General features: G+C 59.1%; 14 protein-coding genes. 5 read left to right on the top strand and 9 right to left on the bottom strand.

Going from position 1 to position 14,441, the window contains the following annotated elements; genetic code table 11:
- The 4 genes from PXK01_RS18070 to PXK01_RS18055 form a co-directional block, all read right to left on the bottom strand.
- On the bottom strand, window positions 1–729 hold a 729-nt coding region (locus tag PXK01_RS18070; protein ID WP_274861163.1), incomplete at its 3' end, for a TerB N-terminal domain-containing protein.
- Window positions 730–1,266: 537 nt separating this feature from the next.
- Entirely contained in the window at window positions 1,267–2,292 is a 1,026-nt protein-coding gene (locus PXK01_RS18065; RefSeq protein ID WP_197918809.1) for a nucleotidyl transferase AbiEii/AbiGii toxin family protein, read from the bottom strand.
- A complete protein-coding gene (locus tag PXK01_RS18060) occupies window positions 2,289–2,885 on the bottom strand; it encodes a DUF6088 family protein (protein ID WP_197918810.1) in 597 nt (198 codons plus the stop codon). The genes PXK01_RS18065 and PXK01_RS18060 overlap by 4 nt, the downstream gene beginning before the upstream one ends.
- A 366-nt stretch (window positions 2,886–3,251) precedes the next feature.
- Complete coding sequence (locus tag PXK01_RS18055) at window positions 3,252–3,647, bottom strand: RidA family protein (protein WP_197918811.1); 396 nt, start codon at window positions 3,645–3,647, stop codon at window positions 3,252–3,254.
- An 87-nt stretch (window positions 3,648–3,734) separates the two neighbouring features.
- Here PXK01_RS18055 and PXK01_RS18050 point away from each other — a divergent pair, with 87 nt between their 5' ends.
- Together PXK01_RS18050 and PXK01_RS18045 are read left to right on the top strand one after the other, a co-directional pair.
- Window positions 3,735–4,478, top strand: a complete 744-nt coding sequence (locus PXK01_RS18050) for a helix-turn-helix transcriptional regulator (protein ID WP_197918812.1) — start codon at window positions 3,735–3,737, stop codon at window positions 4,476–4,478.
- Window positions 4,479–4,751: 273 nt separating this feature from the next.
- Window positions 4,752–6,122 (top strand): transposase, encoded by a 1,371-nt coding sequence (locus PXK01_RS18045; protein WP_197918813.1) that lies wholly within the window; start codon window positions 4,752–4,754, stop codon window positions 6,120–6,122.
- 308 nt (window positions 6,123–6,430) lie between these two features.
- On the opposite strand, the gene PXK01_RS18040 is transcribed toward PXK01_RS18045, so the two are convergent.
- Window positions 6,431–7,150 (bottom strand): MBL fold metallo-hydrolase, encoded by a 720-nt coding sequence (locus PXK01_RS18040; RefSeq protein ID WP_197918814.1) that lies wholly within the window; start codon window positions 7,148–7,150, stop codon window positions 6,431–6,433.
- Window positions 7,151–7,242: 92 nt separating this feature from the next.
- On the opposite strand from PXK01_RS18040, the gene PXK01_RS18035 reads away from it, so the two are divergent.
- Entirely contained in the window at window positions 7,243–7,632 is a 390-nt protein-coding gene (locus PXK01_RS18035; RefSeq protein ID WP_274861151.1) for a winged helix-turn-helix transcriptional regulator, read from the top strand.
- Between the two features lie 526 nt (window positions 7,633–8,158).
- Here the strand turns inward: PXK01_RS18035 and PXK01_RS18030 are convergent.
- Window positions 8,159–8,869: a helix-turn-helix transcriptional regulator gene (locus tag PXK01_RS18030; protein ID WP_197918816.1), complete on the bottom strand. Its 711-nt coding sequence runs from the start codon at window positions 8,867–8,869 to the stop codon at window positions 8,159–8,161.
- Between the two features lie 74 nt (window positions 8,870–8,943).
- On the opposite strand from PXK01_RS18030, the gene PXK01_RS18025 reads away from it, so the two are divergent.
- Window positions 8,944–9,396, top strand: coding sequence for a YybH family protein (locus tag PXK01_RS18025; RefSeq protein ID WP_274861150.1), 453 nt, complete (start codon window positions 8,944–8,946; stop codon window positions 9,394–9,396).
- Between the two features lie 826 nt (window positions 9,397–10,222).
- Here PXK01_RS18025 and scpB read toward each other — a convergent pair.
- Window positions 10,223–10,837, bottom strand: a complete 615-nt coding sequence (gene scpB, locus PXK01_RS18020; protein WP_197918799.1) for an SMC-Scp complex subunit ScpB — start codon at window positions 10,835–10,837, stop codon at window positions 10,223–10,225.
- A gap of 2 nt (window positions 10,838–10,839) precedes the next feature.
- Window positions 10,840–11,724 carry a DUF1403 family protein gene (locus tag PXK01_RS18015; protein ID WP_197918800.1) on the bottom strand — a complete coding sequence of 295 codons (885 nt, stop codon included), beginning with the start codon at window positions 11,722–11,724 and terminating at the stop codon, window positions 10,840–10,842.
- 113 nt (window positions 11,725–11,837) lie between these two features.
- Here PXK01_RS18015 and PXK01_RS18010 point away from each other — a divergent pair, with 113 nt between their 5' ends.
- On the top strand, window positions 11,838–12,965 hold the full coding sequence (locus PXK01_RS18010) for a tyrosine-type recombinase/integrase (protein WP_255552487.1): 1,128 nt from the start codon (window positions 11,838–11,840) through the stop codon (window positions 12,963–12,965).
- Window positions 12,966–12,977: 12 nt separating this feature from the next.
- Here the strand turns inward: PXK01_RS18010 and repC are convergent, their stop codons facing one another.
- Window positions 12,978–14,258 carry a plasmid replication protein RepC gene (repC, locus tag PXK01_RS18005; protein WP_218394085.1) on the bottom strand — a complete coding sequence of 427 codons (1,281 nt, stop codon included), beginning with the start codon at window positions 14,256–14,258 and terminating at the stop codon, window positions 12,978–12,980.
- Between the last annotated feature and the right edge of the window lie 183 nt (window positions 14,259–14,441).

The raw sequence follows: 14,441 nt of genomic DNA, 5'->3' as shown, positions 1-14,441 counted from the left end.
CGCTCCAAGGCGCTCGCCCCAAACTGGCCGACTTTTGCTCCGCCACAATGGCCGAATTTTACTCCGCCGTTGACACCAGTAGGGTAACCCGCTGCCAGCAACATCGGCACCCAACTTTGCCACTTGCAGCGAGGGATCGATATAGGCTCGGCACTTTTCACGATAGCCCTTGGTGTTCAGCAAGGGAGGCGTGCCGACATAGACCATCCCGCCGATGTTGCGGCCGGCCACGCTAGCTGTTTCGCTAGACGGGACCCACCCACTTTTCGATGATCGGGCCGATGCGCTCGATGCCACTCGCGAGGGCTGGTTTCGTTCAGCGGCCGCCGAAAGAGCTGGCGCCGCAGACTTTCCAGCGCGAACGATTTCGGCGTAGTCCTGCTTAGGTGCGGAATAGGCCTGAACGGCAGCCGGTGTTTTGGACGCAATGGCTTCGCGAGTTCGTTCGCGCTCACGCTCGATACGCTTGTCATAGGCACTTGGGCGCGGCACCGGTTCAGGTCGGGCGGGTAGGTTTTTGGAACTTTCCTCGGCTTGCGCCTTTGCAGCGACTTTCCGCGATCTCCGTTTTTCTTGCCACCAGACCAGAATGACGGGAACACCGAATGCAAACAGCATCTGGCCGCCAACCGGCCATCCCTGAAGCATTGTGGTCACCACGACCATGCATAAGAAAAAATACAGGACGAGAAAGAATGCAATTCGGAAAAACTTGAGTATTGAAGACATTATCGGAACCCTCTCCGAACCACACTATTTTGCACAGCCATCTTTGCAACGACTAACGTCATGGTTGAAGCACTTCCCATGCTTTATGCTTGATTGGGCCGATGGCCACATACATCTGTTCGCACCGTTGAGGGCGCACCCCCGCCCCAGCGACCGTAACCGAACGGCCGAGATGAAGCGTTGCCACGACCATGCGACGGCTGGTCGGGCTGGCTCTGGAAGAGACTGCACGGCCAGCGGTACTTCGCAGGGAGAGGCGGCGTTTCAGCTCGGGGAGGGCGGCTGTCTGCAGCCGGCCGAGTAGGGCGCGGTCCTGACCAAAGGGCAGGAGGGGCCAAGATCATTAAAACCTAAACTTTGCACATCACAAAAACCTAAACACCGCTGGAGACACCTGGCAGTCCCCAACAAAGCTGACATCGATTTGAAAGCCGGTTTGACGTGTTTCGTTCTTGCTCACCATGGGTATGCAACGAGGCCAGAAGCTGAACCTTCTGGCAATCACAAAGACGCCGAAAGCAAGCAACGTGCCCCACATCACTCTGGACGCGAATTGGCCTTATCTTGAAGATCCATCAGACGAGCCATTAGGGCATCGAAAGCGATGGCGTCTGACTGAAGCAGTCCCGCTTCCTGCATTTTCCGGTAATCTTGGGCCAGCGCCTCCAGGGCCGCCCCCTCTGGAATCAGGCAAAGCGCCCCTGAGACGGCGTCGGCATAGTTTATCGTCGCACCCGCGCGGTCGGTTTCGCGGAAAAAGTGCTGTTTGTGCTTCGCAACATCTTGAGCAAGCGTCTTATCCTCCAGCGCCTGTGCAGCGATACCCACAGCCTGCAGACGATCAAGATCGTACCAGTGACGCGCATAGCGGTCGCCGCCTCGAAACGTGCCCCGCAAGCAGTAGGCATGGATGGCCGTCGCCTTCTCCCAAAACGTCCGTTCGGCCATCATCACACGAGGCATGGCAACGGGCGTAAACAATTCAGGTAGCGCCCCAGAGAGGTCGCAAACCACTTCGTGAAGCTGCGCCGGTTCACCTGTGGACCTGGCGCCAAATTCCAACAAGACCGAGGATCGAACATATCCGCTGCCGCTGCGCACCGCGTCGTAGTCCAGATAGATCTTGTCACCTTCTACACGGTTTTCCGCCAGGAGCGCCGCTGCCTTGACCTTGTCCGACAACATGGGGGCCACTTTTGACCCCACCCACTCGCCTAAGCGACCCCGAACAGCTTCGGTCCATTTCTGAGCTTGCGAGCGGCTTGGCGGATATGGATCCTCTCCATCTTTGATCAGATCGGGAATGATTTGCCTGATGTCATATGTCAGGTCGACATCCTCTGAAAACCGGTCGATCGCCTTGTAGACCTTGGAAAGCGACGTTCCGCCCTTGAAAACCAGGTGTTCGCCGAGATCACTGTCGAACAAGGCGTTAAGAACCCAAACGACCCAGACGTCCTTTTCCAACAGGTCTGCAGGCCGCCCCAGTTTCGAGGCGGCCACTTCGAGCGCGTCAATCTTGTCTTCGCGCGCCAGGGAAAAGTAAGTTTGGCTCTCTGTCATTGCGATGGCGCGAGCGCGCTAAGTTCCTTGGCCATCCAGGTTGGCGCAGAGGCTCGAAGGCTCAGAAGCTCGCGCTGCTCCTCTTCGTTCAACATCGCCTTGATACGCCTCAAAGCCTGAGCAGCTTCGGTTTTGCCGAAATAGGCGAGCGCCCGAAAGGCGTGCCCAGCACGACTGTTGGGTGCACGAAGCTGCCAGCTCGGCACATGTTTAAGCTCGACGCTTTGCGCTCCGAGCTTCAGATGACGGCTCGGCCCGGAAGTCCAATAGACTTGGCGGGATGGATTCTGTGTCGAAATACCGAGCAGGTTCGCTGCCGACGCACCGCTTTGCGACACGCGTTCACCGGTTGATTTCGCAATATGCTCAACCACGGCTTCAACCGAGGGCGCCCGGTTACCGAAGCGGGTTTTCACAGGCAAGGCAAACAATCCGCGTCTCACACGCAGAAGCTCCCCACGCCGAACCAAACGCGACAGCGCCTGGTCGACCGCGGCACGCTCTCCGAGGTGCAACAACTCCCGCGCCGACAGGGTCGCACCCTCCGGCAGCGCTTCAGCATAGGCCTTGATCGCTTGAGATGTGGTTTGCATGTTCGTCTCCTAGTGTCAGATATATAGCTTGGTTTCTGACGGTTTTCAAGCTGAAGCTTCCGTGGGTCAGTCTAGCTTAGGACCAGATCGCACTATTGGGACACCTTCCCCGAGCCTCTGAGGCACAAGGAGGAGATTCATGACGACGGCAAATCATGACCAATTGGGTTCGCGTTGTAAGGCCCACATCGACCAAGCGACAAGAACGGCCCATTGCTGCCGTTGACCAGCCAATCTGATGCTGCGGTGCGGCTCGTCAGACCGGACTTTCGCTGCGACTGCTAAATCATCGAACATGCGAATTCACAGTTCGCGGGACGAAACGGCCATTTGGGTTTTGAAACCAAATGGCCGCTGTGACTGGCTTTACGCCATTGCCATTGCTTCAATTTCGAACAGCAAGCCGGGGATCGCGAGGCGGGTAACGCCCAGTAGGGTCATCGGCGGTGCGACCCGATGGGGTCCGAACCGCATGCCCATCAGGTCAAAGTTCTTCAGCGCCTCGTCGACATCAGTTGCATAGACACCGAGCTTGACCACATTGCCAAGATTCATGCCCGCCCCTTTGAGAACGGCTTCAAGGTTGTCCAAGGCTAGACTGATCTGTGCGCGCATATCGCCTGGATGCTGGGGGGCGCCGTTTTCGTCCACTGCGGTCTGGCCCGCGCAAATCACTTGCCGCGTCGCGCCGTCGATCACTTCGGCCTGATTGTAGCCCAGTTTGATCGACCAGTCCCAGGGGTTCACTGCCGTCCGTTCCATGTCGCAATCTCCTTGTTTTCAGTTGCTGGAATCGGTGTAGAGCGAAATGGTGCCAAATATTGTCACCATTTGTGATAGGGTCGAGATATGAACGTGAGACTCAGACATGACGCCATCGTGCGCAGCCTTCGCCGCAACGGCACGTCGACTGTTGACGCGCTGGCCGAAGAGGTTGGTGCCTCCCGCCGGACCGTGTTGCGCGATATCGGCGCATTGCGGGACGAAGGCTATGTGATCCATTCCGAGGTCGGCCGCGGCGGTGGCCTCCAGCTTGACCCTCAATCAATGCAGCCACGGGCCAAGTTGTCCGTGCCCGAAGTGTTCGCGCTGCTGATCAGCGTCGCGGCAATGCGAGCCGCCGGGAATTTACCCTTCTCGGAGCTTGCCGACGCGGGGTTGGCCAAGATCGAAAAGGCCTTGCCGTCGGACAAGGTGAAAGACCTACGCGCGTTTTTGGAGTGCCTGCACATCGGCCAGCTGTCACCTTTGCAGGATTTGTCGGATATGGGGAAAATGGACCCCGACCTCCTTGTGGCCTTCGAGACGGCGTTTCTGGGCCGGCACTTCATCCGGTTCGACTATAGCGATGCAAAAGGGCGCAAGACCGAGCGGCAGGTGGAACCGCAAGCCATGCTGATCCTGCCCCCCCTATGGTATCTCGTCGGCTGGGACCCTGCTCGCGACGACTTCCGCCATTTCCGAATGGACAGGATCAGCAACCCGGAAGCGGTTCCGACTACAAGCTTTCGCCGTCGGCATGTGCCGTTCGAAGATGATGTCTGTCCTTACAGCGAATTGCGCCCGGAGCGTCGAAGCAGTCATTCGTGGTAAATGCAGCATCCGACACATTGGGCTCATTCGCCGCCGTTAGATCGGTTGCAGCATGTTCGAGCAACGGATCGCATTGGGCCCGGCAAGGACGGCCCTTACCTGCCGGTCGGCCTCGCCCCATGCTGCCTGGCAGCATTCCCTGAAGCAGACACTGGTCAGTGCTGCAGCATTCTCGCGCCGCAGATGACCGCAATGCGGAGATACTGTTGAAAAAGTCTGTTGCCTGGCGTTCGGGGCTTTGATTCACTCGATCTGGGAGTGGAGGGCATCGCAATGATGGGGCCAAGGCAAGTCGCGCAGGGCGCGCTGTTTTACGAGTTCTCGATCGAAGGGTTTGTGCCTCTGGATCACCCGGTGCGCGGTATCGACCGGTTCCTCGATCTGTCTCATGTGCGGTCGCTGCTGGCGCCTTTCTACAGCTCTGGCGGCCGCCCGTCGATCGATCCCGAACTGATGATCCGCATGTTGCTGCTGGGCTATTGCATGGGCATCCGGTCCGAGCGGCGGCTCTGCGAAGAGGTCCATGTCAATCTGGCGTATAGGTGGTTTTGCAGGCTCGATCTGACCGACGCGCTGCCCGATCATTCGACATTTTCAAAGAACCGCCACGGCCGCTTTCGCGAGAGCGGGCTGTTCCGGCATCTGTTCGAGACCGTCCTGCAACGCTGCATGGATGAAGGTTTGGTCGGCGGTCACAGCTTCGGTGTCGATGCCAGCCTGATCCCGGCGAATGCCAATCAGACACGCGGCATCGACAGCAAGGAAGGCCTGCCGCCAAACCTCACGTCCCGCGCCGTGGACGAATATCTTGAAACACTCGACGATGCGGCCTTCGGCGCAGCAACCGACGCCATTCCCAAATACGTCTCGCCGGTGGACCCGGCCGCGCGCTGGACGGGTGCCGATGGCGGTGCCGCGTATTTTGCGTATTCCACCAATTATCTGGTGGATCTGGACAATGCCGTGATCTTGGATGTCGAACCCACAGCTCCGATCCGACCAGCGGAGGCGCGTGCCGCGCGGGACATGATTGACCGGGTGCAGGCACGCTTCGGCATCAAACCCGGCAAGCTTGTCGGCGATACAGGCTACGGATCGGCCGAGATGCTGGGCTGGCTGGTGGAGGACCGCAAGATCGCACCTCACATCCCGGTCTGGGACAAATCGAAACGCACCGACGGCACCTTCTCGCGGGAGGACTTTGCTTACGATACGACCGCCGACAGGTATACGTGCCCTGCCGGAAATACGCTCGAGACGTCCCGCCGGAAATTCTCGAAGCCGCGCCCCGCGAATGTCAGCAAGGACGGGTTGATCCGCTACCGGGCGCGCAAACAGGATTGCGACATCTGTCCCTTGAAAGCGCAATGCTGCCCGACCCAACCTGCCAGGAAAGTGCTCCGATCCGTTCACGAAGCAGCAAGAGACATCGCCCGCGACATCCGCAAAACCGACGCCTACATGACCTCGTTCATGCAAAGGCGAAAGGTCGAGATGCTTTTTGCCCATCTGAAGCGATACATCGGGCTGCAAATGATGCGACTGCGTGGACCCAAAGGAGCAACCGAGCAATTCCAGCTCGCAGCAACCGCCCAGAACCTCCGCAAACTGGCCAAATTGGTGCCCGTGCCAGCCCCCTCATGAGAGGGACTAGCAACCGGCTCGCTTTGGATGCTGGTCAGAACGCTTCGATCGGCGACTTTTTCAACAGTATCCGGACAAAGCGGACGTTTAAGGAAGAATTCGGCTCTTGTTTTTGTTGAGGGTGAGGTGAATGCGTTTGGAATTTCCACTGCTAGGCTTGATCAGTGAGCGCTCGGTGAGGGGGATGATCTCGGGGATCGTCTTGAAGTAGCGAAAAGGGGAGCGTTTTGTCATCCGGGCAGGCTAGATCGGCGCCCACGTCGCCTTAGGCCAAGTTCTTCCGACAATACCCACCAGCTACTTGCTGACTAAAATTTAGATGCTTCCAGGCGGGCGATGTGTTTTCGAATGGGCTCAACACCCAGCGGGCCGCCATGGCCGAGATAGAACTGAGTACTGTCGTGGGCTAACAAGTTCTTGAGCGCCTCGGCCACTAGAAGAGGCGACTCTTCGAACGGTGGCTGCATCGGTTTTTCCTTGATCATTATTCCACCCAGCAGGATACCCGACGCCGCAAGATCTCCTGCTATGACTCTGCCATCCTTGATCAGCACCGAAATTGAGCCCGGAGTGTGACCAGGCGTGTGAAGTATTCGGGCCGGAATGCCAACCTCTGTCAGGTCAGGCATTTCTGTTGAACAGACAATATCCGGGGAAAAATAGGCAAACGGTCTTTGGATCGCTCCAGTTTTGCGGAACAGCCTTCCAAATAGACTGGTAGGCCGCAGTACCGGCGGTGCGCCCAGGAAAAGGGGCAAGTCAGCTTCGTGCCCGACGAGTGGCGCTCCAGTTAGCTCCTGCAGTTGCAATGCTGAGCCAGCGTGGTCAATATGCGCGTGGGTCAATATGATCATACGGATATTTGACCAGTCCAAACCGTTCTTTTGCAGCGCTTTTTTGACCAGCGGTGCAGAGTTCGGAAGCCCGGTATCGACCAGAATCACATTTTCGCCTCGGATCAGAAGGAAAGCGTTTAGCATTCCGAATGGAAGCATCCGAATGGTCTCAACTTTGGTTTTGCTTGGCATCCGAATCGCCTCTATCTAGTTGCTGTGGAATCGACATTTCATGGTTGGAAGTTTCACTCAATTAGGCACTATTTTGTAACCGGAGGGCGGATATGGACGGTTCTGAACAGCGCCCGATACGCGGGTTTCTATCATCGAGGGGCGAGTGTCCTGTTGCCGAAACGCTTCGGGCGCTAGGCGGAAAGCACAAACCCAATATCCTGCATGCGCTGTCGAATGGAGAACAGCATTTTCTCGAGCTCACTCGCTCCCTTCCAGGGATCAGCCGGAAGGTTCTGACCGAACAACTCCGCGAATTAGAAAAGTTCGGCCTTGTCGAACGCGTAGAGAAGAACGACGCAAGGCGGCACGTCGGCTACGCGCTGACGGCAAGGGCCTTAGCGTTGGGCGGAATTGTCTCGCAACTGTCCGCGTGGAACGAGGCGGGATTGGAAAAGTTCGGCGGTCCAGATCGAGGAGACCGTCCGTTGAACCCGACCTAAGGCGTGAAAACGCATTGCTTCTCATCTCGATGGTTGAAACAGGATTTCAGTCACTAACCCATTCATCCTGAATGACCGCAATGGGCTCGAAGCTGCCTTGCAGCGGTGCAGCGCCCAAAATTGCCGCTCTGGGTGGGCTGACGCCGACATGGATGACTGCAGCCAGCCTCAAAGCGGGCCCACAGCCCATTGCTCGAATTTGTGATAGCTGCTTTTCACCGCGCGGTTTGTGAGCCGATTGGATGCGACTGACCGCCATCGAATGACCTGGAGCAGGCGGTCTAATTTTGGAGCGGAGGGTTCGGGCTTATCGGGTTCAGGTTATGCGGCTTGACGTCAATGGATCAACGTCGGCTCTGGATGCTTTGCAGCCTATCCCGATGCGAATCGTCTTCAAGTTGATCCATATATTCCGCAGGTGCCTTGACGTCAGTCAACATACGCACGTCGTTGGTCTGGATTTGGCATGTGTCTCCTGTTGCAACAACGAAAAATAATTCCATAGCCAAGTTGGACACCTGGAATGCTAGCTCACGGGCGTCTGCAAGGCGATCTTGCCGCGCTCAATGTCGATCGCATCCTTGAAGCGCTTACCTCGTTCCAAGCGGAACCGCTTGCCAGTAGTGATCACTGAAGAAATTCGATCCAAGCGCAAGTGCCGAAAATCCTGCGCGGCCTCGCTCCAGATCGTCAGCAGCCAAGCATTCTCGAACAAGGTCAAACCCAAGGGCCGCGCTTCCCTCGTCGAGAGCCGACCTTCAGAGTTCCGGTATCCGATAGTCAGGAATTCCCTGGCCGAGATCGCGGCACGCAACGTCGCATAGGTCGCCGAGTTGCCGTCGCCATACATCGTTCTGGACGGGCCCGCCTCCAGCGCGGGGTCGATCATGCTGTCCTTTTGCCCTTCGCCAAGCACCGAGGATATCTTGGCGGCCGCTCGTACCGCCGCACCGTCTAGGACGGGTGCTGCGCGTTCGTGGACCAGCTTCAGACCAAGGATGATGGCATCCAGCTCGTCCGCCTCGAACCGCAACGAGGGCAGGAAATAGCCCCTCTCCATGACATAGCCCAAACCGCCTTCGCCGCGGATAGGGGCGCCCATCGCCTGCAGATCGGCAATGTCACGATAAATGGAGCGGACCGAGATACCGAGATCAACCGCCAGTGAGGCCGCAGTCACCGGCGTGGAACGCAGGCGCATGACGTCCAACAATCGGAACAGACGAAACAGTCGCAATGGATGGCCCCTGACAGAAACTGTCACAACATACCAGCATGGTCGCCGTACGGAAACCAAAAAGGAAGACCAACATGAAGCTTCAGATCATTGCAGCCGCCGCTCTGCTTGCCGCGACGCTCGCTTCCACAACCCATGCAGAGGACACCATGGACCAAACGAAAATCCTTGAAACCATCTCGGCGATGACCACGGCCTTCGCCGCCGGTGACATCGACGGAATAATGGCAACCTACGAACCCGAAGCGGTCGTCGTCGGCGAGCCAGGCCAGCCCATCGGCGGTGATGCCGCTCTGCGTGCAATGTTCACCGAATTCGTCGCAAGCGGTGTAAGCTTCACCTATGGCGCGCATGAGGTCGTGGTCGCGGGTGATATTGGCCTGCACCTCATGTCCTGGACCGCGCCCGGACCTGACGGGCCGATGACGGCGCTTTCGGCCGCGGTCCTGCGCCGTCAGCAGGATGGAAACTGGAAAATGGTGATCGACCACCCGTTTGGCGACGGGGTGATGCACCGCGAGAAGTAAGCTAAAGGTGGGGGGCAGGGCCGATGGGTCCTGTGCCCCCAGCACAGTCCAAGAATTGTCGTAAACCTGTCACCGAGACCAAAAAATCTCGCTCCAGACTGCGTTAACATGCTGAAATAAATCACGCTACTGGCAGTCAGGGCGCACAAATCGTCGGTCTACTTGGGGAATGCGGGTTCAACTTTGAAGCCGCTGTTCCTACGCTGCGCAGCATTGAGTAAAGCGGGCTCCTACTTGCCTTTTGCTGCACACTACCCCAATGACCGCTATCCGGAAACAGCCCGCACTTTGCAAACATCGCTCCCTGCGCATTGCTGACTTTGGTGCTTGGTGCAGCATGGGGAGCGTTGAACCTGAGCCGTGAACGACCGCTTTCACATCTTTGACAAAATCCCCTTGCAGGTGCAGCGAATTCACACTTTCCGCCCATTGTGTTGAAAAACCCGAAAATCTGGCGGTTGTATTTTGCTGCCAGAATTCGGTGCTCCTGCCAAATTGAAGCCGAGTGCCCTGTGGAGCATCTGGGAGCGTCGGACATTGCCAACGCTGATCTTAGACCGACCCCCTCGACGAATTTTCGGAGAGGCCTTCTATGGACAAATTTTTCACCCATTTTCGCGAAAACCGGAGTTTTTCAACACAATCCGCCCACAACGACAAGGAGGGAATACCCTGTCGCCAATAGATGCATGAGGCTTCGTTTGCAAATCCTGAAACGATTATCTCTTTGTAATCGCGTGACTTTCTCGGCGTGCAGATGAATCGTTGCACCGCAAATGAAACGATAAGCAAAACGGCGGACTTCACCCTCTGCATCGGCAGCTGGTTACCCGTAATCGACTTGTGGAGCTTCGCCTACAACCCCCGCATCCGCCAACTGCTCCCGATCCGGAAGATCGCGAAGGCTCTGCAACCCGAAGGCGACAAGGAACTGCTCGGTCGTCACGAAGGTGTAAGGCGCCCCGCGCCGGGGTGACCTCGGCCCGGTCCCGATCAGCCCGCGCGCATGCAGCCGCCCGATCAGGTCGCGGCTGATCTCTTTGCCGAAGATATCCTTCAGCCCGTCGCGGGTGATCGGCTGGTGATAAGCGATGGCGGCCAGCACAGCGACGTCGAATTCGCTCAGATCGAGCAGTTGGTCCCCGACATCCGCCGCAGCGCGGATCGCGGGCGCATAGGCCGCCCGGGTCCGGAACATCCACCCGCCGGCCACCTTGGCGATCTCGAACACCCGCCCCTCCAGATCGGCGGCAAGATCCTCGACCAACAGGTCGACCGAAGCCCCCTGCCCCACGACCCTCGCCAGGTCTTCGCGCGGCACAGGGGATGCAGAGGCAAAGAGCACCGCCTCAATCCGGCGCATCCATTCCCGCCATCGCAGCTCCGGCGGTAAGTCAACCAACTCGCGGTCAAGCTCAAGGTCAGGTCGATCCTTCGCCATCCCTACACCCCGTAAAGCCGGAAGGTGTCGCGCCCGGTCAGCTCGCGCACCGCGCCGAGGTCGACCAGCCGGTCACAGAGCCGCCGCGCGGCGCGATCCGGCAAAGGCAACGCCGCAGGCGAGACCGCATCGCGGGTCAAAAATATCCCGACGGCCTCCCCGGCCCCCTTTGCCCGCAGCTTCGGTGCGACCGACTTCAAATGCGCCGCCCGACGCGCAAGGTCGGCGGCCTGCCGCACGGCGTCGACCGCCGACAAGACGAGCGCGCGATGAAAGGCCAGCCGCAAATCGTCCCCGCGCTTGCGCAGGTCCGCACGTTTCAGGCCCGCGGCGAATAGCGGCACGACATGATCCCAACCAAGCGCCTGGGCGAGGGCGGCGTCCGCGAGGATCAACGCCGGGACTTCGGCACGGGGTGCCTCCGTCAGGACAGCATCCAGCACCAGTGCTGCTCGTTTGATCGGCGCCCCCTCCCCCGCATCGAGCCACGTCGCGATCTGGCCCGGCTCGAAGGTCGGCAAGGCTCGGCCCAGAGCCTTGACCGACACCGGCCGCTCCACCGCGCGACGCCAGGCAAGGCAGGTTTCGCCCGCCGGTCCGGGCAGATCGCAGGGGCGCAGAAGGTGCACCGCATCACGCAGCTCCCGTGCCCGCTCTGGTCGGCCAGAGAACGCGACACAAGCCTCCGCTGCGCGAAGCGCCAGCCGGTCCCGTAACAACGCTTGGGGCACCTCCTCGTGTCCCAACACAAGATGCAGGTGGTTCAGCGCAGCACCCGACAAAAACGCAACATCTTCAAGGGTTTCAGCGCATGCAGAGGTGACCCAGGCGGGCATCCGGGGTAACGTGTCGAGGTCGATGATGTGATCCGGCCGGGCAAATGTCATACCTGAAGCCTACATCAGCGCGGCGCTTTCTTCCAGAAAATAGCGATCTAACCGCCCCACCCCACCGGTCTCCACCGTGTCCAATAAGTTTGCCTTATCGGACGTAAAAGAATATGCTCGGCGACATGTCAGAAAACACCGAGAAACCGACCTCAGAGCCGCCAATCGGGTCTTCGCCCAACGAGGACAGCGAGAGAGATGGTCCTGACGGCGAGGCCTTGAGCCTGCCGTCCTTTGTGGCTGGCTCGGGCACGCTCGATCGCCTGGTCGATACGGCACGCGACTATGCGCGCGCGGCGGCATCTGACAACACGCTGAAGGCTTATGCAAAGGACTGGGCGCATTTCGCGCGCTGGTGCCGGATGAAGGGCGCGGAGCCGCTGCCCCCCTCACCGGAGATGATCGGCCTGTACCTCGCGGATCTTGCGTCCGGGTCGGGCACCTCCCCTTCGCAGTCGGCGTCCCGACCCCTGTCGGTCAGCACCATCGATCGCCGCCTGTCCGGTCTCGCCTGGAATTACGCGCAGCGCGGCTTCACCCTTGATCGCAAGAACCGCCACATCGCCACCGTGCTGGCCGGGATCAAGCGTAAGCATGCGCGACCGCCGGTCCAGAAGGCCGCTATCCTCGCCGAGGACATCCTCGCGATGATAGCCACCCTGCCCTACGATCTGCGCGGGCTGCGAGATCGGGCAATCTTGCTGCTGGGCTATGCCGGAGGCCTGCGCCGCTCGGAAATCGTGAGCCTCGATGTACATAAAGATGACACGCCAGATTCCGGCGGATGGATTGAGATCATGGAGAAAGGCGCCCTCCTGACTCTCAACGCCAAGACCGGTTGGCGTGAAGTCGAGATCGGCCGCGGCTCCAAGGATCAGACCTGCCCCGTGCATGCTATTGAGCAATGGCTGCATTTCGCGAAGATCAATTTCGGCCCGGTCTTCGTCGGTACGTCGAGGGACGGCAAACGCGCTTCCGAAAACAGGCTGAACGACAAGCATGTCGCGCGCCTGATCAAGCGTACGGTATTGGACGCCGGCATCCGATCCGAGCTGACCGAAAAAGAGCGCCTGGCGCTGTTCTCCGGTCACAGCCTTCGCGCCGGGCTCGCCAGTTCGGCCGAAGTTGACGAACGCTACGTCCAGAAGCAGCTGGGGCATGCCTCGGCAGAGATGACCCGTCGCTACCAGCGCCGCCGCGATCGGTTCCGGGTGAACCTGACAAAGGCCGCCGGTCTCTGATTTTCTGCCCCATCACGCCGCCTGCCCGCTGAGCCTGCCATAGAAGCTGCGCTCGAGATGCAGCTCCCCTGCCCCGGCCTTCTCGACCATGCCGCGCAGATAGCCGCCCGGCGACGAAACTTCGCCCGCGCAATGCTTCTCGAAGACAAGCGCCAACGCCGCTGTCGCCACCTGTTTGCCCAGCCGGTCTTGCGCAACGTTCCAGGCATGCTCGGACACCCCGATCATCGGCCTGAGCTGCCCGGCAACCCTGTGCAGATCGCCCCAATCCTTTAGGAACCCGCCCATATTGCGCGCCCAGGATGCGAATTCGGGACAGGCTTGCATAACAGTAGGCAGATCCAGCGCCGCCCGCTTCTTACGCACCTCAGCAACCCATTCTTCCAGCTCCCTATCAACCTGATCTTCGGGTCGAGCATTGGGCACCACGGCCGCGACTTCCTCATTTTCTGAGGAATTACGAGTTACAGGATTAAGTTGGTTTGTAATTAGTATATGAGGGTCAGAAATGACCTCCCTGGGGTTCATTTCTTGAGTCTTCTCAGAAGCTTGTTCCTTGGTTTCAGGTGTGTTTTCCACAAGTTGGACGACATCGGTTGCTTTGAGATAGGCAGCTTCAACGCGTTCCTGAAGCTCCTTGAACCAGCCCAGCAGCCGTGCAAGCTGCTCTGAGGCTTCGTGACGGCGCGGAAGCCGGTCCAGAAGTTCCTCGAAAAGGCCTGTGAATTGCGTCCAGGGCCCGCGCAGCGCGCTGCTGACGGCCGCCTCGATCCGAGTGCGGATCATACGGCGTGCAACCGTGATCTGGCGCTTCAGGCGCTGACAGAGCTCGCGCTCGGCCTGCAAATCGGCATGGAGCTCCTCGAACTCCTCGACACGCGCCGACAGCGGCGACAAATCAAAGCCATAGGCTTCGATGATGCGCCCCTCGGCGTCCCTGCGGCCCCACCGCTTGCCGTTCGGGCTGTCCTGGAAGGAAATCACGCCGATTTCGGCCAGCCGCCGCGCATGCCGCTTGAGTGCGGAGAGCGAGAAGCCCGTCTGCTCCATCAGATAGGCGTTCGACGCCCAGACGATCGGGCGCTGCCCCTCGTCCCAGTCCTGGGCCTGCGTAAAGGCCCCGAGCGTGTCGAGGAGCATCATGTCTCCGGCCTTGAGGCCAATGTAGGCCCCCACCCGCTTCACGGCCACGAAGGCCCGCGTTTTGGGTACAGCCACCTGTTCACCGGCTTTGGCAAGCTGCTCTGCAATGCCAAGACCCGGTGTCGGCTTGCGCCAACCTGTATGTTTCATGGATAGTTCTCGCCTCCTCTGCTTGATGGAGGGCAAAAGAATCCCGTTCGCTCAGGAGCGATGCTGTTGACAGTGATTCGCCGGAGAACTATCGTGATAGCGACCAAACTAATATTGATAAGCTCTCAGGCCCTCAGCTTGGGGGCTTTTCTTTTGCCTTTATCTCAAAGCATATCCGCTCCT

This window comes from Phaeobacter sp. PT47_59 (assembly GCF_028890025.1).
GTDB lineage: Bacteria > Pseudomonadota > Alphaproteobacteria > Rhodobacterales > Rhodobacteraceae > Phycobacter.
This window is presented reverse-complemented; position numbering and strand designations above follow the sequence as displayed.